Below are 19,060 nucleotides of genomic sequence, written 5' to 3'. Positions count from 1 at the left end.
TGATGGAAGTTCTGGAGATGGATCTTCTGGTGATGGAAGTTCTGGAGATGACTCTTCTAGCGGAGGTGGGTCAAGTGATGGCTCTGACAATGAAAATGAAGATTCTGAAATAGATACTGAGCCTGTTTTAGAAGAAGAGATTGTTTATATAGATGATTGTGAAGATTTGAAAGAATTGTCTAATAGGCATAGACAGAATATAGATCCAATAATTGATACTCTAAAGGGAAAATTAGTGTCAAGCCCGAAGACAGAATGGTTTGCGTCTTTAAAAAAGAAATATGATACTTCAGTTGCACAAGGAACTGATTATAATAATCAGGACTATTATAACTATAGTAATACTATGGAAGAAGGTGTAGGTGGGACTTCCAATATAAGCGTAGGAGGGTACTATTACGCTGCTGCGCATACACATAAGAAAAAGGGCTATCCTATATTTTCGTATGTTGATGTTAAGAAACTTGTAGTGCTGTATAACAATTGTTTTGTTCCTAATCAACCTTATGTAACCCTTTTAGTGGTTTCAAATAATCCGTCCGATTCTGCTAATCCCTTTATATATGCTATAAAAGTTGATGATATTAGTGCATTGGAAAATAAAGTTAATGGTATTTATGATTCTTTGGAATATTCAGGATTTACAGATGGTAAGGATAGAGAGAAAGCTATTCTTAGAGATGACGCCGATGCGTATAAAAAGAATAAAAATGATTTAGAAAAGTATTTTTTAGAAAAATATGGAGATGCGGGGCTAGATTTGTATAGAGCTGATAGCAACTTAAATTGGAGTGAATTAACATTAAATGAAACAAATGCCGTGGTTAGCATACCTTGTGCTAATTAAATAGAAAAATATGAAAAAATATATATTATTATACTGTGTTATTTTGTTTGGTCAACTTGGTTTTTCTCAATTGACCGAAGTTCCCTTGGGAAGTGGAGAACCTTTACAGGAAAGATATTACTACAAAGATGTGTTTGGGGTGTTAGACCCATTTGTAGGTACGTATGTATATACGTCTAACGATACTATTTTTAAAGTGGTGTTGCAAAAGAAGCTTATGTCTTCTAGAAACAATAATAGTTTTTATGAAGATTTGCTTATTGGTGGTTATCAACTTACGGTAAATAATACCGATGTTATCAATACGTTGAATGAGATTAGTAATTCTTATACTGAAGGGGGACTTTATCCGATACATGGAAATATGTTTTATGTGGGGAATTATTTTCAGGAGTCCAACGAGGATTATGGAGATAATGAGGTGTGGTTAGATTTATCCATAAAAGATACATCAAATGGAGATTGGGCAGACTTGACTATACGGAGAGCTACGGTTAATGGGCAAGAGGTGATTAAAATTTATATGTACGGTTCCGTTCAGGGAAGTTTTATAGATTCTCCAGATGATTTTGTTCCCTATAAGTTGCCTGTAATGCAAGATTTGGTGTTGGTGAAGCAGTAAACAAGCATAATAAAGTAATATGAAATTAAAATACATTGTAGGAGTAGTAATTATGATGCTAAGTTTTAAACTTAGTGCGCAGCAGACGCAGCCAAATATGGCTCAAAAATTAATAGGGACTTGGGTAAGTGAAGACGATACTAAATTAAAATTAGTTATAGGTAATACTACATATAGTGAGTATTATGATGGTGAATTACTTGAGACTTTTGGATATATGATTGGCCCTCAATGTGGTGATGAAACTGATTTTAATGCACAATTTTTAAAATCAACAGATGCTTCAGGTCAAGAATTTTGCTATGAATTGTATGGTGCAGATGCAAATGGTAGTGGGGTGTTGTCTATGCGTTATTTAGGTAATGGGAAAATCTTTGTTTATAATAAACAGTAGGTAGTTAACGTATTTTATAAAACCAGTGTGTGCATAAATAGAGCATACGCTGGTTTTTTTATTTTTTGCAGTGCCTTTAAGTTTGCCCTTAGAATGGGGGTGTAAGATTGCGTATTTATACGTAATTACGGTTTCTACTAAAATAATGTTATTTTTATTTGGTATGTTCGTGCGAAAATTATTTAAAATAGTAAATGGTTTTTATGAGCAAAATGAAACGATTCATTTATTATTTTTAGATAGCGTATATAATTTTTTGAATTCCATACTATTTTATAAAAACATGAAAAATCAAATTTATCTAATTTTAAGTATAATTTTTTTAGTCACTTCTTGTGCTTCTTTTGAGCCTTTTGAGTCTAGAAACGATATGAAAATTGCTAAGAAAAAAGTTGCAGATAAAATAAACTTGTCACGTGAAGCCTTAGATTTAGTTACTAAAGATGGTGAAATTTTAAAAGAGGTTACAACTTCTATAAAAAGCGATGTGCCATCTGAGTTAATAGCAAGACGGGTAGATTCGTTACTAGAAAATAATTATAGTAGGGAGGAGCTATTGTTTATGTTTAAAATGGATAGAAGTACCATTGCATTAGGTGCTGAGCCTTCAGAATTTATTAGAAATGAAGATTTATCTAAATTCAAGAAATATAAGTCTGTTGAAGATGCAAAGAAGCACATGGATAGTATTATGAAAGTGCCAAATAATAAAAAAATAAATGACTAGTCTTGAAATAACGATACAGTCATTTGTAACAGATTCTGATATTGATTTAGCGTTAGATTTACCTTAAAAGCGGTTGGTTAGTTTTTAAAGAAATAATCAAAAACATCTTTTGTAAACTGTTTGTTGAGGTTAAATGTAAGCGCTACCCGATGTTGCGCTACATTGTGCAAGTTAGCATCGTTTATTTGAATACCATATCCATAGGTAAGATCTGCCCAACCCCCTAAAGTTAGTCCAATTTCCGGGAGTACACGAAACTCCGATTTCTCTTGTTGAAAATAGTTAAGAGCTGATAGGCGTAAAGATATAATTTCCACAGAAAGTTCATAACCAATCTTAGGGGCAATGGTAAAATTATCTTTGGAAAAATTAGTTTCAAATCCCATTCGGGTACCAATTGCACCAGCAATAGGGATGTAATTTTTTTTATTGGCTATGGTTGAACCTATAAAAAGGTTAATATCAGCAAAAACATCATCTTGAAAAATAATACCTGGAGAAAAAGCCTTGTCATAGGGTATTTTAGGTTCTTCTTTAGGCAAAGAGTCGTTGGTGCTTTGAGCGTGCAGAGAGAGAAAAAATAAAAAAAATGTAAGGGAAACTAATTGTTTCATAACGTGTTGTTTTTTGATACGATGTAAAATAGGGTATCAAAAATAATGCCGATATTGTGGTTGAACTTGCTCACTCAGATGAGACCCTGAACAGATTTCAGGGTGACGGTACGGGTTTTACTCGTCATGCTGAATTTATTTCAGCATCTCACAAGTAGCTCACGTGCTGTTTGGCTTACTCAGATGAGACCCTGAACAGATTTCAGTGTGACGGTACGGGTTTAGCTCGTCATGCTGAATTTATTTCAGCATCTCACAAGTAGCTCACGTGCTGTTTGGCTTACTCAGATGAGACCCTGAACTAAATTCAGTGTGACGGTACGGGTTTAGCTCGTCATGCTGAATTTATTTCAGCATTTCAGAAGTAGCTCACGTGCTGTTTGGCTCACTCAGATGAGACCCTGAACAGATTTCAGGGTGACGGTACAGGTTTTGCTCGTCATGCTGAATTTATTTCAGCATCTCAGAAGTAGCTCACGTGCTGTTTGGCTTACTCAGATGAGACCCTGAACAAATTTCAGGGTGACGGTGCGGGTTTTGCTCGTCATGCTGAATTTATTTCAGCATCTCACAAGTAGCTCACAGCCCCCTATTAAAATAATTCAGTATAAATAAACTACATCCACTCATTAATTCTGTTGGCGTCTAGTTTTAGGAAGATAAATAATAAGATAGTGTAGCTCCATAAACCAGAACCACCGTAGCTAAAGAAGGGTAATGGTATGCCAATGGTGGGCAGTAGACCTATAACCATGCCAATGTTTACCATAAAGTGAATGGTTAAAATAGCCGCTACACAGTAGCCATATACTCTACTAAATTGTCCTTTTTGCCGTTCGGCAAGGTATATCAGTCGTAAAATAAGAATGGTAAATAGAATAACTACAGCAGAGGTGCCTACAAATCCCCATTCTTCACCAATTGCCGAGAAAATATAATCGGTGTGCTGTTCGGGTACATAATGGCCACGGGTTCGGGTGCCTTCTAAAAATCCTTTTCCGGTTAGTCCTCCAAGGGCAATGGCGGTTTCAGACTGGTAGGTGTTGTAACCAATATCTCTTTTAAGTTGTTTTACTTTAACAGGATCTTGCTCTAAACGCAACCAAAGTACAAAACGGTCTCTATGGTGTTGTTTAAATACCTTGTGATACACAAATGGTGTACCTGCAGAAAGTACTGAACTACACATGAAAAACAAGATTAATGGGAGTATTTTAGCTTTTCTTCGTGGACTGCGTTTGGCTATAAAGTAATAAGCTATAAGTAGTACTGCTAGCGCTACTAATGTTATGGTGGTACCAAATTTTATAGTGGCTATAAACAGAATGGCAACCGATAACAGAATAATAATATAAATACCGGGTAACTCTTCTCTATACATTACAAAGATGAAAACGGAGTATACCAATGTACTCCCCGGATCGGGTTGAAGTAATATAAGTAGGGCAGGTATCCCAATAATAAGCATGGTTTTTAATTGATCTTGCCAATGCGTTATATTGGTTTGTATATCGCTTAAAAACTTTGCGAAGGCCAATGAAGTAGCTATTTTGGCAAACTCTGCTGGCTGAATGGTAAAGGAACCAATGCTATACCAAGCACGGGCTCCGTTTATGTTTTTTCCGAAGACAAAGAGTCCCAGTAGTGTAACTATAGATACCAAATAAATGATACTTGCAAAGCGTTCGTAAAATTTGGCTTCTATGGCTAATATAAATAGGATGAGAAGAAAGCTAAGACCTATAAAGATAAGCTGCTTACCATACTCGGTATTAAAATTAAAATGATTGATCTCCTCTAGGGGTACCGATGCCGAATAGATGTTTACCCAGCCAAACAATACTAGGGCAACATATATTAAAATACTAATCCAGTCTATTTTTCTTGCTACAGTACTACTCATTCTTTTTTGTCGGAAAGTTGTTCAGGATTCAACGCTTTGTCATATTCGTCTTGCAGGCTGCTGTTCAGCATTCGTTTTTCTAAATCAGTTCGTGAAATTTCACCTCTAATAAATTTCTCAATCATTAACGATGCAATCGGGGCTGCATATGTAGATCCCCAATATCCGTTTTCTACAAACACCGCTACCACAATTTGCGGATTTTCAATAGGCGCAAACGCAATAAAGATAGAATGATCTTTTAACTGGTATCGTTTACCTTCTATTATGGCAAAGTTTTCAGCGGTACCTGTTTTACCCCCAATGTTAATTCCGGCAATACGGGTACGACGTGCAGTACCAATTTCAGAGTTGTTATATACTTCAAACATTCCCTCAATTATTTTCTCATAATTCTCAGGCGCAATATTGGTGTATTTGGGTTTAGTAAAATTTTCGTCTGTTATAGGTTGGTTGTCAATTTCTTTTATGATGTGAGGGGTGTAATAAAAACCTCTATTGGCAATAATAGCCGCTACATTGGCTAATTGTATAGGGGTGGTTAATACCTCTCCTTGCCCAATAGCATTAGAAATGGTATTGGTAGCAAACCATCGGTTTCTACCATAACTTCTGTTGTAAAAACTACTATCGGGTATATAGCCACGTTTACCTGTAGCAAGGTCGTTGTGCAAGTAATTACCAAGTCCGAAACTTTTTACATAATCAGACCATACCTGCATGCCTTCTGCTGGGGTAGGATACTTTTCAATAATTTTTCGGTAAGCATTAGAAAAGTAGGCATTGCAACTACGGGTAATACCACTTTTAAGATTGTTAACGGTACCACTGGGACAGTGACACGCCATAAAACCATTTCTACCATAATGGTATCCGTGGTAACAAGTAACTTTGGTTTTTTCGTTAATAACACCCTCTTCTAGCGCTATAAGTCCGTTAATAAGTTTAAATGGTGAACCTGGTGGATATTCGGCTAATAAACCACGATCGTATAAAGGTTTAGCAATGGTATCTAATGCCAATTTATTGTAGTTTTTAGAACGTTTTCTACCTACCAACAATGCAGGGTCGTAGTAAGGGGCACTTACCAATGCTAGTATTTCGCCTGTTTTGGGTTCTATAGCCACAATACCACCACGTTTGTTTACCATAAGTTGTTCTCCGTAGGCTTCTAACTCTTTATCAATGGTAATTTTAAGGTCTTTACCCGGGGTAGGTAAGGTGTCGTATCTGCCATTTTTAAAAGGTCCCATAACCCGGTTGTAAATATCTTTCTGAATATAATTTACCCCCTTTTTACCTCTAAGCTCATTTTCATATACCTTTTCTACACCACTACGCCCAATAAGTTCTCCTTGTTGATATCCTTTTTTATTACCGGCTTCCCATTCGTTTACCTCAGAAATGTACCCAAGTACATTGGCACCCGATTTGGTTTGGTATTCTCTAAGCATACGTTTTTGCACATAGAAACCAGGGTATTTGCGCATTTTCTCTTGTATAGCGGCATATTCTTTTTTGCTAAGTTGTTGTACAATTACCGACGGCAAACGAGGCGAATAGGTAATTGCCTTTTGCATTTTATGTTCAAATTCTTCTTGGGTAATATCTAATAATTGGCAAAATTCTAGCGTATCTAGTTTGGTAACCTTTCTTGGGATTACCATAATATCGTAGGCGGGGGCGTTACTTACTATAAGCTTGCCCTTTCTGTCGTAAATGTACCCACGTTCCGGATAATGATATTTAGCATCAATAGCGTTGTCATCTAAGAAACTATACGATATTTCTTCGTCTAATAATTGTAAGTATAATAGCCTACTTAGCATTATAAGTGCTATAAAAATTACAAAAGCCGATAAGAACACTCTTCTCATGCGCTACTGTTTTTTACTAAAAATAGAAATGGTTAAAAGCACCAAAATAAGCGTGAATAAACTTGTGAGTAGTGTTTTTTGTAACACATAACCCATGCTGGCAAAGCTGAAGCTTTCTAACGAATACATGGTTAAATGATGTGTAACAATCATTAGCGACAAGTAAATGAAGCGTTGAGCATACGAGGACTGAGATAATTTTTGCGCTTGCTGTTCATACCCTACTCCAAAAGAGAGGCGCATGTATGGTTTACGCAAGTAGCCAATAAGCACACTTGAAGCAGCATGTATACCGCCACTATCGCTAAAAAGGTCAATAGATAATCCTATTAAAAACGACAAGAAAATAAAAATTAATCGGTCATCGGAGTCGGTAATAGGATACCAAATAATAAATAAAATATAAAGGTAGGGGTTAGTATCCCCTAGAATGTGTACGGTCATGTGGTTTAGTAGTGCTACTTGAAACAGTACCAAAACCAAAAAACGTATGGTTAGCGTTACTACAGCATTATTCATTTTGTAACGTATCTTCTAATTCTTCAATTTCTTTTTTGTCGGCATTGTTAATAATGTAAACGTATCCTACGTTGGTCATGTCGTTCGATAATTTTACATCTATAATGTACGCATTTTTAGATTCTGTTAGCGAGAAGCTACTAATGGTACCAATTAAAATTCCTTTTGGGAAAATGGATGACATTCCTCCTGTAATAATGGTATCTCCAACCTTTACAGGCGCCTGACGCGGAATATCTGTTAGTTGTACATGTTGATAATCGTCCTCATATGGATTCCATGAAAGGGTACCAAAATGCCTGGTGTTTTTTAACGAAGCATTTACCTGTGAATTGGTATTAAGAACCGATTGTACCATGGCATAATTATCCGAGGTATTCTCTACAATTCCTACAATACCTAATGAGGTAATTACTCCCATGTCTTTCTTAATACCTGCCGTTGCACCTTTGTTTATAAGTAAATAGTTTTTTGCAGCTACATAACTATTTTTATAAACGTTGGCTTTGTAAAGCCTATATTTTTCTTGCTGTCCAATAGTATCAATTACAAGGCTATCTGTAGCTGTTCCAGCAGTATTTATGAGTTGTTCTCTTAATCGGGCGTTTTCATCAATCAGTCTTTCGTTATAAGTCTGTAATGAGAAATAACCAGAAATATCTGCAACTGTACCATAAATACCTCCCGTAAGCCAGTTCGCTGAATTGATAAATGAATTCCGGTGAAAAATATGTGACTGAATGGTAGTGCCTAAAGAAAAACAAAAGAGCAGCAGAAAAAGCAAAAAGTTTTTATTTTTAACAACAAAAAGAACTATCTGCCGCATTTAGTTATTTTTATTTTTTTAGAATATTCTTGAATTTATCTAAATTTTTAAGTGCAATACCTGTACCCCTAACGACCGCTCTTAACGGGTCTTCTGCAATGTATACAGGAAGATCTGTTTTTTGAGAAATACGTTTGTCTAATCCGCGTAACATAGAGCCACCTCCCGCAAGGTAGATACCGGTATTGTAAATATCGGCAGCAAGTTCTGGTGGTGTTTGCGATAAAGTTTCCATAACCGCATCTTCTATACGAAGGATAGACTTGTCTAAAGCTTTGGCTATCTCACGGTAAGAGATTAATACTTGTTTTGGTTTCCCTGTTAACAAGTCTCTACCTTGAATAGACATTTCTTCCGGTGGCATTTCTAAGTCATCGGTAGCCGATCCAATATTAATTTTTACTTTTTCTGCGGTAGATTCACCAATGTATAAATTATGCTGTGTACGCATGTAATAAATAATATCGTTGGTAAACACGTCACCAGCAATTTTAACCGATTTATCACATATAATACCACCAAGGGCAATTACGGCAATTTCAGTAGTACCACCACCTATGTCTACAATCATATTACCCTTAGGCTGTATAATATCAATCCCGATACCTATGGCCGCAGCCATAGGTTCATGGATAAGGAATACTTCTTTTCCGTTAACACGCTCTGCAGAATCTCGTACCGCACGCATCTCAACCTCTGTAATACCAGAAGGAATACAGATAACCATACGAAGCGAAGGAGGTAAAATACGTTTTTTAAGTGCCGGAATACTTTTGATTAATTGGTTCATCATTTGTTCCGAAGCATCAAAATCGGCAATTACACCATCCTTTAAAGGCCTTATGGTTTTAATATTTTCATGGGTTTTACCTTGCATTAGATTGGCTTCTTTACCAACCGCAATTATTTTTCCCGTAACTCTGTCCCGTGCAACAATAGACGGACTATCTACCACAACTTTATCGTTATGAATAATCAAGGTGTTTGCTGTACCAAGGTCAATAGCAATTTCCTCGGTAAAGAAATCAAAAAATCCCATGTAAGTTTTTCAAATTTTAATATTGTATATACCTTCTATAAAGGTAATAAAATTTTAGTGTTTAAAGTGTCTTACACCTGTAAATACCATAGAAATATTATGGTCGTTACAATATGCAATACTAAGTTCATCTTTAATAGACCCACCTGGTTGTATTACACTTGTGATACCTTCGTTCCCGGCAATCTCCACACAATCTGGGAATGGGAAGAATGCATCACTTGCCATTACAGCACCATTTAAGTCAAACTCAAAAGATTTAGCCTTTTCAATAGCCTGTCTTAAAGCATCTACACGACTGGTTTGTCCGGTTCCGCTAGCACATAACTGACCATTTTTAACCAATACAATGGTATTAGATTTGGTGTGCTTGCATATTTTAGAGGCAAACATTAAATCATCTAACTCCGTATCGGTTGGTTTATTGTTGGTTCGGTATGTTAAAATATCTTTAGTGTCTGTAATGGTGTCTTTGTCTTGTACTAATACACCATTTAAACAAGTACGCACATTAGATTGTGGTAACTCATTTGTTTTTTGTACTAAGATAATACGGTTCTTTTTACCTTTTAAAATTTCTAAAGCCTCTTCTGTGTATGATGGTGCAATAACTACCTCACAGAATAAGCTGTGAATTTCTTCAGCAGTTTCTTTGTCAATTTCGGTATTGGCAATTAAAATACCACCAAAAGCAGAAACAGGGTCACCTGCTAAAGCATCTACATAGGCTTGCTTAATAGTAGGTCTAGTAGCTACACCACACGCGTTGTTGTGTTTTAATATAGCAAATGTAGGCGCATCATTTGTAAACTCGTTAATTAAGTTAACAGCAGCATCTACATCTAATAAGTTATTGTATGATAATTCTTTTCCGTGAAGTTTATCAAACATTGCGTCAAACTCTCCGAAGAAATATCCTTTTTGGTGCGGGTTTTCTCCATAACGTAATGATTGTCCTTTATGCTCACTAACTTTAAATACAATCTCTTCTTCTTTTTCAGAGTTAAAGTAATTAAAGATGGCTGTGTCATAATGAGAAGAAACACCAAATGCCTTGGTAGCAAAACGTTTTCTTTCTGCAATTGTAGTACTACCTTCGTTAGTAGTAATAACATCTAAAAACTCAGCATATTCCTCCATAGAAGCAATACATACGGTGTCTTTAAAGTTTTTAGCAGCGGCACGAATAAGCGAGATACCACCTATGTCAATTTTCTCGATAATATCTTGTTCAGGAGCTCCGCTTGCTACAGTTTTCTCAAACGGGTATAAATCAACAATCACAACATCAATTTGCGGGATTTGATATTTAACAATTTCCTTAATGTCTTTTGGGTTATCTTGTCTGTTAAGTATACCTCCAAAAACTTTAGGATGTAAAGTTTTTACTCTTCCACCTAAAATTGAAGGATAACTTGTAACATTTTCTACAGGAACCACACTTATACCAAGGTCAGAGATGAATTTTTCGGTACCACCTGTAGAATAGATGGTTACGCCAAGTTCGTCTAACTTTTGTACAATCGGTGCTAAACCGTCTTTGTTAAATACTGAAATTAAAGCTGATGTTATTTTTTTATTTGTATCCATTTGTAATTAATAATAAAGTGCAAAAGTAATTTTTTTTAATGAATAATATAGCTGTTATAGTAGGTAAGTATAAGATAACAGGAACTTTAAAGAATAAAAAAACGTTTTTTAATTAGCAGCTGCTTGTCAGCGTAATACATATAACCAATGTTAATATATTTTCGGGTTTTTAAAGAGAGCTTTAATTTTGCAATTAATGCATTGCGAAATAATAAGTTACGTACTTTTTTGTCGTTGTTAGGAGTAACTATTGGTATTTTCTCTATTATAGCGGTTTTGGCTGCGGTAGATTCGTTAGAGCACAAAATAAAGAAAAACTTAGAGGGTATAGATAAAAATACCATGTACCTGACCAAATATAGTTTTGGACCTACCGATGTGCCTAGGTGGAAACGCGATAATTTTCCACAGGTAACCTATGAAGAGTATGAATACATTAAAAATAATGTTGGCGATGTGGAAGCAGTAGCCTATGTTATTTTTGGAAGCTCTGAAACTTTAAAGTATGAAGGGAAAACCATTACTAGTGTGCCTATAGTACCGGGGACTCATGAGGTAGTTGAGATTGAAAATGTGGGGGTGGAATCGGGAAGGTTTTTTTCTGAAATTGAGTCGGTAACCGGATCGCCTGTAGTGGTGTTAGGGTATGAGTTGGCAGAAAACCTATATGGCGGTATGAATCCGTTGGGAACTCAATTACGAATCTTCGGACGTAAGCTTACGGTTATAGGAGTGCTTAGAAAATATGGTGAATCTATGGGAGACTCTCCCGATGCTAAAGCCTATGTGCCTGCTAACTTTGTAAGAAGCTTTACCAGCGGTGGCTCTGAAGGAATTCCTGCTGCTATTATGATTAAGCCTAAAAAAAATATTGATATAGATGCTTTTGAACAGGTGCTTAAGCAAAAAATACGTGCCAAGCGTGGGTTGAAGTATGAGGATGATGATAATTTCTTTATCAATAAAATATCTACGTTTACTCAGGTTATAGATGGTATTATTGCTATGCTAACTTTAGTAGGAGTGGTAATTGGTGGGTTCTCTATATTGGTAGGTGGCTTTGGTATTGCCAATATAATGTTTGTGAGTGTTAAAGAGCGTACAAACCTTATTGGTATACAGAAATCTTTGGGAGCAAAACGACAATTTATTTTGTTTCAGTTTTTATTTGAGGCAATTGTGTTGTGTTTAATAGGAGGAGCTGTCGGTATCTTTTTTGTTTGGATAGGAACCTTGATAGCGAATTCTGCAATAGGAGAAGATTTTGAGTTTATTCTTTCTGCAGGAAACGTTATTTTTGGTGGAGTAGTAGCAGCTGTAATTGGGGTAATAGCCGGAATTTTGCCTGCATGGAGAGCTTCTCGTCTAGATCCTGTAGAAGCTATACGTACCGGAATGTAATGTAAATTGTATCTTGTTTAGTTTTTATATGAAAAATCCCTTTTCTGAATGTTCGGAAAAGGGATTTTTTTATGAGTAGTAACGCTGTCATAAAAACGTTTTTTCAATATCAGTTTCGTTATACAGAGACTAACAGTGGTTGTATACCAAAGGTAATTTAGAAACAGGTGTGTTACAGTTTTTCGCAATTCATTGGATTGTTAGTTTTATAATCCGTTGGTTGGTGTTTTTATAAACTTACCGAAGTAAATTCAAATTTTTTACCACTAAACAACCCTTTGTCCGATAACTTAAGATCGGGTATTACTAATAGCGCCATGAATGATAATGTCATAAACGGAGCTTTAAGAGTGCTGCCCAATGCTTTGGCATGTGCATCGGCGGTTTCGTAAAGCTTGCCGGTTTCCCAGCCATTTTTATCGCTAATAATTCCGGCAACGGGTAACGGTAGTATAGTTGTTTTTTCGGCATCGGTGGCACAAATGCCTCCTGTGTTTTCTATGATGGTATTTACGGCTTTGCAAAGGGCTTCGTCGCTAGTGCCTACCGCAATAATATTATGACTATCATGTCCTACAGAACCTGCAATAGCCCCTTCTTTAAGTCCGAAATTTTTAATAAACGCAATAGCAGGTGGTGCATCGGAATACCTGTTAACCACTGCCATTTTTAAGACATCGGTATCGGTATCAGAAACTAATTTACCGTTTACAATTTTGGGGGTACAGTGAATTTCATTGGTAATAAGTTCACCATCCAAAGCTTCAATAACTCTTATGTTAGTAGATGCGATAGCTTCAAGTTCAAAATCGGTTACCGATTTTTTAGAGGTATGAAAATTATTAGGGGTGTTAAACGCTACCGGTTGTATGTTAGAAGTACCTTCTTTGGCTACTAAAGTTCCGTTTATATAGGTTTTCAATACTTTAAAATCTATTAGGTTTTCTACCATAATAAAGTCGGCAGCATCGCCTACATTTAGTAACCCAATATTCATGTTGTAATGTTTCACCGGATTAATACAGGCTGCTTGTAATACTTTAAAAACATCTATACCATAATCCACTGCTCGGGCACACACCTCATTTATATGTCCTACTACTAAATCGTCTGGGTGTTTGTCGTCAGAACAAAACATCATGTGTTTATAGTTGTTATTTAATAAAGGAATCAGGGCATTAAAGTTTTTAGCGGCACTACCTTCGCGTATTAATATTTTCATGCCTAGATCTAATTTGCCTTGTGCTTCTTCCAGTGTAAAACATTCATGATCTGTAGTAATACCGGCAGATGCATATTTTTTAGCATCGGCTCCCATAAGTCCGGGTGCATGTCCGTCTACAGGTTTGTTATACTGTTTAGCCCATGCTATTTTTTTAAGTACCTCTTCATCGTCAAACAAAACACCAGGATAGTTCATCATTTCCGCCAAATAGTAAATATCTGGAGATTCCAATAATTCTTTAATACCATCGGAATCAATTACTGCGCCTGCTGTTTCAAAATTGGTAGCTGGTACGCAAGACGGGGCTCCAAAATGAAATTTAAACGGCACTTTTTTCCCGTTTTCAATCATAAAATGAACCCCTTCGGTACCCAATACATTGGCAATTTCATGCGGATCAGAAATGGTGCCTACCGTACCGTGAAGTACTGCCAGGCGTGCAAATTCAGAAGGAACCAGCATAGAGCTTTCAATATGAATATGGGCATCTATAAAGCCGGGTAAAATGTAATTAGTTACGGTAGCGTCTATTTTTTCTATAGATTGAATAATACCGTCTTCAGTGGTTACTTGTGCCGGATATATGGCTTTATTAGGGATGTCTACAAAATTTCCGGTAACGGTGTACATAATCTTATATTTAAAGATTAAAAGTAACAAAAATGATGGAGAAAGCGAGTAGGTACTACTTTCTAAATTTAGAATTTTTAAAATATAGACGTATCTTTCTAAAGTGAAAAGCTCTTATTTAAAAATATTCTATATTCCTCCGGTGTTAACTACCTACTGTGTGGTTGCTATGTATTTTTTACGACGGTATTTGCCAGCGTATAACCTGTTGCCGTATCCGTATAATTATGCAGGGTTTTTATTTGTGCTAATTGGTTTAATCATTATGGTTAGTACGGTGTATTTGTTTAGAAAACATAAAACCACCTTAGAGTGGAAGACCTCTAGAACCTTGCTTAAAACAGGTTTTTATAAATATAGTAGAAATCCAATTTATATAGGTTTGGCCTTTTTGATTTTTGGTCTGTCGGTGTATTCTCGTAATGTATTAGCCTTACCATTAGTAGGGTTGTTTTTAGTGGCGTTACGTTTTGGAGTAATTCGAATAGAAGAACGTATGTTAGCAGCTACTTTTGGCAAAGAGTATCTTCAGTATATGATAGACGTAAGGCGTTGGTTGTAGTATTTATACCAGTAAATAAAACAGTGTAAAAAGTAAAAAGTACCACAAATAAATCTGCAAAATAGGTGTTAGTTTACTACCTTACTATCTCCTAATTCAGTTAGAATCAATCGGCTTAAACTGGGGTGTGTAGGCTTATAATTGATTCTTAACGTTTAGGAGGGAACAAATTGCTTAGTTGGTTAAAGGAAGAGCATTAATTGCTTGACTTTATGGGAAGACGTAGGTAACGTTACATTTTAAGTTGGGATACAGGTTTTTATTTAGGAACATAAACCTATGTATACGTTACATTATTTTAATACTACCAAATTACGTCTTCCCATATTTTTGTTTTTTATTTATGAACCTTAATGGTATGAGTAGAGATAATATGGTCTTCTATATATAGATGTACATCGTAAAAACTTTTTTTGTTAAAGGAGTGTGTTAGGGTAACGGTATTGTTGTGTATAGAGATGTGTTCTGGTGTTACTTCTTTGGGGCCATTACCTCCATCTATAAACAGTCTAATGTCTTTGGAGTTCACTTGTTTTTTAAGCGTAAACTGATACACAATAGAGTCGTTTTTCTCAATTTCGTAATGCATTTTAGCAGGTGTATTGTAATTGGAGAGATACTCAAAAGTATTACCATATAAAATAGGAGCCTCTAGAAAGTTAGTAAAAGTAGGAGGGTTTTCCTTAAGTAAAAGCCATTGCGTATCTACCGGAAAATGATTGATAGCCATGAGTTGAGGTTCGGCCATAAAAAAGCCATTATTATAATAAAAAGAGAAGGTGCCGGTTTTAGGGTCGGGTACACCCGAAGCCCATGTAGGGTCGCACAAATACCATTGGTTATTTAGCCATACTGCATTCCATGAATGGTTAGGAGAACTGTCTTTATCAATAAAGGTAGTGCTAGTACGCGCGTAGCCATGTACGATGTTGCAGGGGATGCCAATTTCTAAAGAAAATTGCTGTAGTAAATACGCATATCCGGTACAAATTGCCCGTTGGTGTTTGCTAAGCTTTTTAAAAGAAATTGCCGAAAACTTACGGTTCCATTGCTTTAGTTTACTGCTATCGTTTTTAAACTTATTTCTTTTATGCATGTTTTGCTCGTACAAGCCATAATCGTTAGCTATGTTGGTGCAAATCCATTTGTAAACAGCTCTAAATTTCTCTACATCGGTGGTGAGTCCGGAGGTGAGTTTTTTGGTAAGTTCAGGAATATTAGTAAGCTGTTCGTTTTTGTAAGCTTTGGCCAGGCTATCGGCTTTGGTAAAGTCGATAGTTGCAAAATCGGACTGTTGTGCCTGAATACTGCATACAAAAACGAACAGACTAAGGTAGAAGAGTATTTTTGTTGTCAAAATTTATTCCTCAAGAGATTTTTGTTGTTTCGATTTATACGGCTGGTTGCTATTAGGTGCCCCAACAAACTCTACATACTCTTCGGTTAGTGATAACGCTATAAATGTAGTGTCTTTTTTAATTTTAACGTTCTTAGTAGTGTACCCTAAATAACTAAATGTTAAAACATCTCCAGTATTTAATGGAGTAGGAAATGTGAATTCGCCTTTGCCATTAGTAGTGGTTCCTGTGATGGTGCCTTTTAAAAATACATTGACATCTTTTAGCGGACCATCGGTACCACTAATAATACCTTTAACGGTACGTTCAATGGTATGTTCCTCCGCAGTGGTAGTTTGTGCTTGTGCCTTATTGGTGTAAAGCACTGTAATAACAAATAGTATTGCTGCCATACATATTTGCATACTTTTAGAAATAGATAATGTTTTCATAATACTGATATTTTTTGTTACCATAAAGCTAGTAGTAATACCTATATTTTAAAAGCTATAGTTAGTGAACACCCCTTTTCAATGAGGGAATGCTCTAGATCGTATTTTATTAAAGTACTTAAAGATACGTTTTTTCTTTAGTTTAGATTGTTAATTAGTTAATTTGAAGGTGTTGGGGGCTTTTTTAACAAAAAGAGCTTATGGTTTCTATTGCTTTTAATCTCGTAATACTTCCGTAACTTTGTACTACCAAAACATAAAAATACGTATGAAAAATATAGTAACAACAAAGTGGTTAGGCGAAATGAAGTTTGAAAGTGATAACCCAAGCGGGTTGAACTTAACCATTGATGCAGGAGAAGAAAGTGGCGGACATGGAGAGGGGTACCGACCAAAAGCGTTAATGCTATCTGCGTTGGCAGGGTGCAGTGGATTAGATATTGCTTCGTTAATTAAAAAAATGAAGTTAGAAGTAGAAGCGTTTGATATTGTGACCGAAGCCGAACTAACCGAAGAACACCCTAAATATTATAAAACTGTTGCCGTAAACTATGAGTTTTTTGGGAGCAATTTAGACGAGAAAAAGTTAAAGAAAGCCGTAGATTTATCGGTAGAAAAATATTGTGGAGTAATGGAAATGTTTCGTCAGTTTGCTGAGGTTACCATTAATATTCATTATTATCCTGCCAAAAATAAATAAGATTTTCTTTTCATGCGCTGGACGTTGCAACCTAAAGCTGATGTTAACAAAGTACAACACATACAAGAAGCTCTAGGAGTATCTACTTTTGTAGCTACTCTTTTAGTGCAACGTGGTATTGAAACCTTTGAGGAGGCTCGTGATTTTTTTCGACCTCAGTTAAGTCATTTACACAATCCATATTTGATGAAGGATATGGAAAAAGCTGTAAACCGTGTAGAACAAGCCATAGCAAATGGTGAGAATATATTAGTGTATGGCGATTATGATGTAGATGGTACCACGGCGGTATCGTTAATGAGTAGCTATCTACTGAGTATTTATCCTAATGTGGCAACATATATTCCAGATAGATATAATGAAGGGTATGGTGTAAGTTATCTGGGAATAGATTTTGCGTATGATAATGATATCTCTTTAATTATAGCTTTAGACTGTGGTATTAAAGCTGTAGAGAAAGTGGCATATGCCAACGAAAGAGGAATCGACTTTGTAATCTGTGATCACCACCGACCAGGAGATACTGTACCAAATGCAGTGGCGGTTTTAGATCCTAAGCAGGAGGATTGTAATTATCCCTATGACGAGTTGTGTGGTTGTGGTGTAGGGTTTAAACTTATACAAGCCCTAGCAGCTAATAGAAATCAAACTATAGATGATTTAATTCCGTATCTTGATTTGGTAGCTACCGCTATTGCTGCCGATATTGTACCTATCACAGGAGAAAATCGTGTGCTTTGTTATTATGGGCTGAAGGTAATTAACAGTTTTCCGAGAGTTGGTATTAAAGCACTTATTGGCGAATTAAAGAAAAAAGAACTTACCGTTACTGATGTGGTGTTTATAATAGCACCCCGCATTAATGCTGCCGGACGTATGGAGCATGGTCAGCATGCGGTAAACTTACTTACCGAAACCGATGCGGCACAGGCTGCTTTTTTTGCCAAAGATATAGAAGAGTACAATGCGAACCGCCGTAGTTTAGATGAACAAATTACACAGGAAGCCCTGGCTCAGATAATCGAATTAGAGGAGGAAAACCATAGCACTACTGTAGTATACAATGAAAGCTGGCACAAGGGAGTTATTGGTATTGTGGCCAGCAGGTTAACCGAAACCTATTTTAGACCTACCTTGGTGTTCACTAAAAGCGGGGAAAAGTTAGCGGCTTCGGCGCGCTCCGTTCCTGGATTTGATGTGTATAATGCACTAGAGGCGTGTGCCGATTGTATAGAGCAGTTTGGGGGGCATAAATATGCTGCAGGACTTACTTTATTACCCGAAAAATACGAGGCGTTTAAAGCTAAATTTGAAGCAGTGGTAAAAGCTACTATTGATGCCAAATTAGTAACCCCCGAAATTAAAATTGATGCCGTGTTGCCATTAGAAGCAGTAACGGCTAAATTCTACCGTATCCTAAAACAATTTGCCCCTTTCGGTCCTATGAACATGACGCCTGTGTTTATGACCGAACAAGTAACGGATACCGGCTGGGGGAAACCCGTAGGAGAAACCGGAGACCATTTACGTTTAGTATTAGATGCACCTTTGCCCAACGAACGTAAAAGCTTGACTGCTATAGGTTTTGGATTGGGTGATAAGTATTCTTTAATTACCAACAAACGGCCTTTTTCCTTGGCCTATACCATTGATGAAAATGAATGGCAGGGGGCAGTAAGTTTGCAGTTACGGGTTAAGGATTTAAAATAAAACTTCAGATTTCTAGAGTGTTTTTTGAAAATATTTTATAATTATTTGCCTTAAATCTAGTGTTTTAACAAGAGTGTTGTGGTAT

At 36.3% G+C, this 19,060-nt stretch carries 18 protein-coding genes; 8 read left to right on the top strand and 10 right to left on the bottom strand.

Annotated elements, in window-relative coordinates:
• The 4 genes from NBRC110019_RS13050 to NBRC110019_RS13035 form a co-directional block, all read left to right on the top strand.
• The coding region (locus tag NBRC110019_RS13050) for a hypothetical protein (protein WP_281755548.1) at positions 1–847 on the top strand (847 nt) is incomplete at its 5' end.
• A 10-nt stretch (positions 848–857) separates the two neighbouring features.
• Positions 858–1,469, top strand: coding sequence for a DUF6705 family protein (locus NBRC110019_RS13045; protein ID WP_281755546.1), 612 nt, complete (start codon positions 858–860; stop codon positions 1,467–1,469).
• A gap of 19 nt (positions 1,470–1,488) precedes the next feature.
• Positions 1,489–1,863, top strand: a complete 375-nt coding sequence (locus NBRC110019_RS13040; RefSeq protein ID WP_281755545.1) for a hypothetical protein — start codon at positions 1,489–1,491, stop codon at positions 1,861–1,863.
• Positions 1,864–2,146: 283 nt separating this feature from the next.
• Positions 2,147–2,590 (top strand): hypothetical protein, encoded by a 444-nt coding sequence (locus NBRC110019_RS13035; RefSeq protein WP_281755543.1) that lies wholly within the window; start codon positions 2,147–2,149, stop codon positions 2,588–2,590.
• A gap of 77 nt (positions 2,591–2,667) precedes the next feature.
• Here the strand turns inward: NBRC110019_RS13035 and NBRC110019_RS13030 are convergent, their stop codons facing one another.
• From NBRC110019_RS13030 to purH, 7 genes are all read right to left on the bottom strand, one after another.
• The gene (locus NBRC110019_RS13030) at positions 2,668–3,204 is read right to left on the bottom strand and encodes a hypothetical protein (RefSeq protein ID WP_281755541.1); all 537 of its coding nucleotides are present in this window, start codon (positions 3,202–3,204) and stop codon (positions 2,668–2,670) included.
• Positions 3,205–3,820: 616 nt separating this feature from the next.
• Positions 3,821–5,107 (bottom strand): rod shape-determining protein RodA, encoded by a 1,287-nt coding sequence (gene rodA / locus NBRC110019_RS13025; protein WP_281755539.1) that lies wholly within the window; start codon positions 5,105–5,107, stop codon positions 3,821–3,823.
• Positions 5,104–6,984: a penicillin-binding protein 2 gene (gene mrdA / locus NBRC110019_RS13020; RefSeq protein ID WP_281755537.1), complete on the bottom strand. Its 1,881-nt coding sequence runs from the start codon at positions 6,982–6,984 to the stop codon at positions 5,104–5,106. Before mrdA ends, rodA begins: the two co-directional genes overlap by 4 nt.
• Before the next feature lie 3 nt (positions 6,985–6,987).
• The gene (locus NBRC110019_RS13015) at positions 6,988–7,503 is read right to left on the bottom strand and encodes a rod shape-determining protein MreD (RefSeq protein WP_281755535.1); all 516 of its coding nucleotides are present in this window, start codon (positions 7,501–7,503) and stop codon (positions 6,988–6,990) included.
• On the bottom strand, positions 7,496–8,329 hold the full coding sequence (gene mreC / locus NBRC110019_RS13010) for a rod shape-determining protein MreC (RefSeq protein ID WP_281755533.1): 834 nt from the start codon (positions 8,327–8,329) through the stop codon (positions 7,496–7,498). The genes NBRC110019_RS13015 and mreC overlap by 8 nt, the downstream gene beginning before the upstream one ends.
• A 10-nt stretch (positions 8,330–8,339) precedes the next feature.
• Positions 8,340–9,368 carry a rod shape-determining protein gene (locus NBRC110019_RS13005; RefSeq protein WP_281755531.1) on the bottom strand — a complete coding sequence of 343 codons (1,029 nt, stop codon included), beginning with the start codon at positions 9,366–9,368 and terminating at the stop codon, positions 8,340–8,342.
• A 54-nt stretch (positions 9,369–9,422) separates the two neighbouring features.
• Positions 9,423–10,958, bottom strand: a complete 1,536-nt coding sequence (gene purH, locus NBRC110019_RS13000; protein WP_281755529.1) for a bifunctional phosphoribosylaminoimidazolecarboxamide formyltransferase/IMP cyclohydrolase — start codon at positions 10,956–10,958, stop codon at positions 9,423–9,425.
• 147 nt (positions 10,959–11,105) lie between these two features.
• On the opposite strand from purH, the gene NBRC110019_RS12995 reads away from it, so the two are divergent.
• Positions 11,106–12,359: an ABC transporter permease gene (locus tag NBRC110019_RS12995; protein ID WP_281755527.1), complete on the top strand. Its 1,254-nt coding sequence runs from the start codon at positions 11,106–11,108 to the stop codon at positions 12,357–12,359.
• A gap of 229 nt (positions 12,360–12,588) precedes the next feature.
• On the opposite strand, the gene ade is transcribed toward NBRC110019_RS12995, so the two are convergent.
• On the bottom strand, positions 12,589–14,214 hold the full coding sequence (ade, locus tag NBRC110019_RS12990; RefSeq protein WP_281755525.1) for an adenine deaminase: 1,626 nt from the start codon (positions 14,212–14,214) through the stop codon (positions 12,589–12,591).
• A 103-nt stretch (positions 14,215–14,317) separates the two neighbouring features.
• On the opposite strand from ade, the gene NBRC110019_RS12985 reads away from it, so the two are divergent.
• Entirely contained in the window at positions 14,318–14,776 is a 459-nt protein-coding gene (locus NBRC110019_RS12985) for a methyltransferase family protein (RefSeq protein WP_281755523.1), read from the top strand.
• 337 nt (positions 14,777–15,113) lie between these two features.
• Here NBRC110019_RS12985 and NBRC110019_RS12980 read toward each other — a convergent pair whose 3' ends face one another.
• Complete coding sequence (locus NBRC110019_RS12980) at positions 15,114–16,133, bottom strand: transglutaminase domain-containing protein (RefSeq protein ID WP_281755521.1); 1,020 nt, start codon at positions 16,131–16,133, stop codon at positions 15,114–15,116.
• 3 nt (positions 16,134–16,136) lie between these two features.
• Complete coding sequence (locus tag NBRC110019_RS12975; RefSeq protein ID WP_281755520.1) at positions 16,137–16,565, bottom strand: carboxypeptidase-like regulatory domain-containing protein; 429 nt, start codon at positions 16,563–16,565, stop codon at positions 16,137–16,139.
• A gap of 268 nt (positions 16,566–16,833) precedes the next feature.
• On the opposite strand from NBRC110019_RS12975, the gene NBRC110019_RS12970 reads away from it, so the two are divergent.
• Together NBRC110019_RS12970 and recJ are read left to right on the top strand one after the other, a co-directional pair.
• Complete coding sequence (locus NBRC110019_RS12970; protein ID WP_281755518.1) at positions 16,834–17,265, top strand: OsmC family protein; 432 nt, start codon at positions 16,834–16,836, stop codon at positions 17,263–17,265.
• Positions 17,266–17,277: 12 nt separating this feature from the next.
• The gene (recJ, locus tag NBRC110019_RS12965; RefSeq protein WP_281755516.1) at positions 17,278–18,975 is read left to right on the top strand and encodes a single-stranded-DNA-specific exonuclease RecJ; all 1,698 of its coding nucleotides are present in this window, start codon (positions 17,278–17,280) and stop codon (positions 18,973–18,975) included.
• Positions 18,976–19,060 lie beyond the last annotated feature (85 nt).

This window comes from Neptunitalea chrysea, assembly GCF_027924145.1.
Lineage (GTDB): Bacteria > Bacteroidota > Bacteroidia > Flavobacteriales > Flavobacteriaceae > Neptunitalea > Neptunitalea chrysea.
This window is presented reverse-complemented; position numbering and strand designations above follow the sequence as displayed.

What these genes read in the sequence shown, in the direction of transcription:
- NBRC110019_RS13045 (WP_281755546.1), top strand. Translation starts at nt 858, where the DNA reads ATGAAAAAATATATATTATTATACTGTGTTATTTTGTTTGGTCAACTT.
- NBRC110019_RS13040 (WP_281755545.1), top strand. Translation starts at nt 1,489, where the DNA reads ATGAAATTAAAATACATTGTAGGAGTAGTAATTATGATGCTAAGTTTT.
- NBRC110019_RS13035 (WP_281755543.1), top strand. Translation starts at nt 2,147, where the DNA reads ATGAAAAATCAAATTTATCTAATTTTAAGTATAATTTTTTTAGTCACT.
- NBRC110019_RS13030 (WP_281755541.1), bottom strand. Translation starts at nt 3,204, where the DNA reads ATGAAACAATTAGTTTCCCTTACATTTTTTTTATTTTTTCTCTCTCTG.
- rodA (WP_281755539.1), bottom strand. Translation starts at nt 5,107, where the DNA reads ATGAGTAGTACTGTAGCAAGAAAAATAGACTGGATTAGTATTTTAATA.
- mrdA (WP_281755537.1), bottom strand. Translation starts at nt 6,984, where the DNA reads ATGAGAAGAGTGTTCTTATCGGCTTTTGTAATTTTTATAGCACTTATA.
- NBRC110019_RS13015 (WP_281755535.1), bottom strand. Translation starts at nt 7,503, where the DNA reads ATGAATAATGCTGTAGTAACGCTAACCATACGTTTTTTGGTTTTGGTA.
- mreC (WP_281755533.1), bottom strand. Translation starts at nt 8,329, where the DNA reads ATGCGGCAGATAGTTCTTTTTGTTGTTAAAAATAAAAACTTTTTGCTT.
- NBRC110019_RS13005 (WP_281755531.1), bottom strand. Translation starts at nt 9,368, where the DNA reads ATGGGATTTTTTGATTTCTTTACCGAGGAAATTGCTATTGACCTTGGT.
- purH (WP_281755529.1), bottom strand. Translation starts at nt 10,958, where the DNA reads ATGGATACAAATAAAAAAATAACATCAGCTTTAATTTCAGTATTTAAC.
- NBRC110019_RS12995 (WP_281755527.1), top strand. Translation starts at nt 11,106, where the DNA reads ATGTTAATATATTTTCGGGTTTTTAAAGAGAGCTTTAATTTTGCAATT.
- ade (WP_281755525.1), bottom strand. Translation starts at nt 14,214, where the DNA reads ATGTACACCGTTACCGGAAATTTTGTAGACATCCCTAATAAAGCCATA.
- NBRC110019_RS12975 (WP_281755520.1), bottom strand. Translation starts at nt 16,565, where the DNA reads ATGAAAACATTATCTATTTCTAAAAGTATGCAAATATGTATGGCAGCA.
- NBRC110019_RS12970 (WP_281755518.1), top strand. Translation starts at nt 16,834, where the DNA reads ATGAAAAATATAGTAACAACAAAGTGGTTAGGCGAAATGAAGTTTGAA.
- recJ (WP_281755516.1), top strand. Translation starts at nt 17,278, where the DNA reads ATGCGCTGGACGTTGCAACCTAAAGCTGATGTTAACAAAGTACAACAC.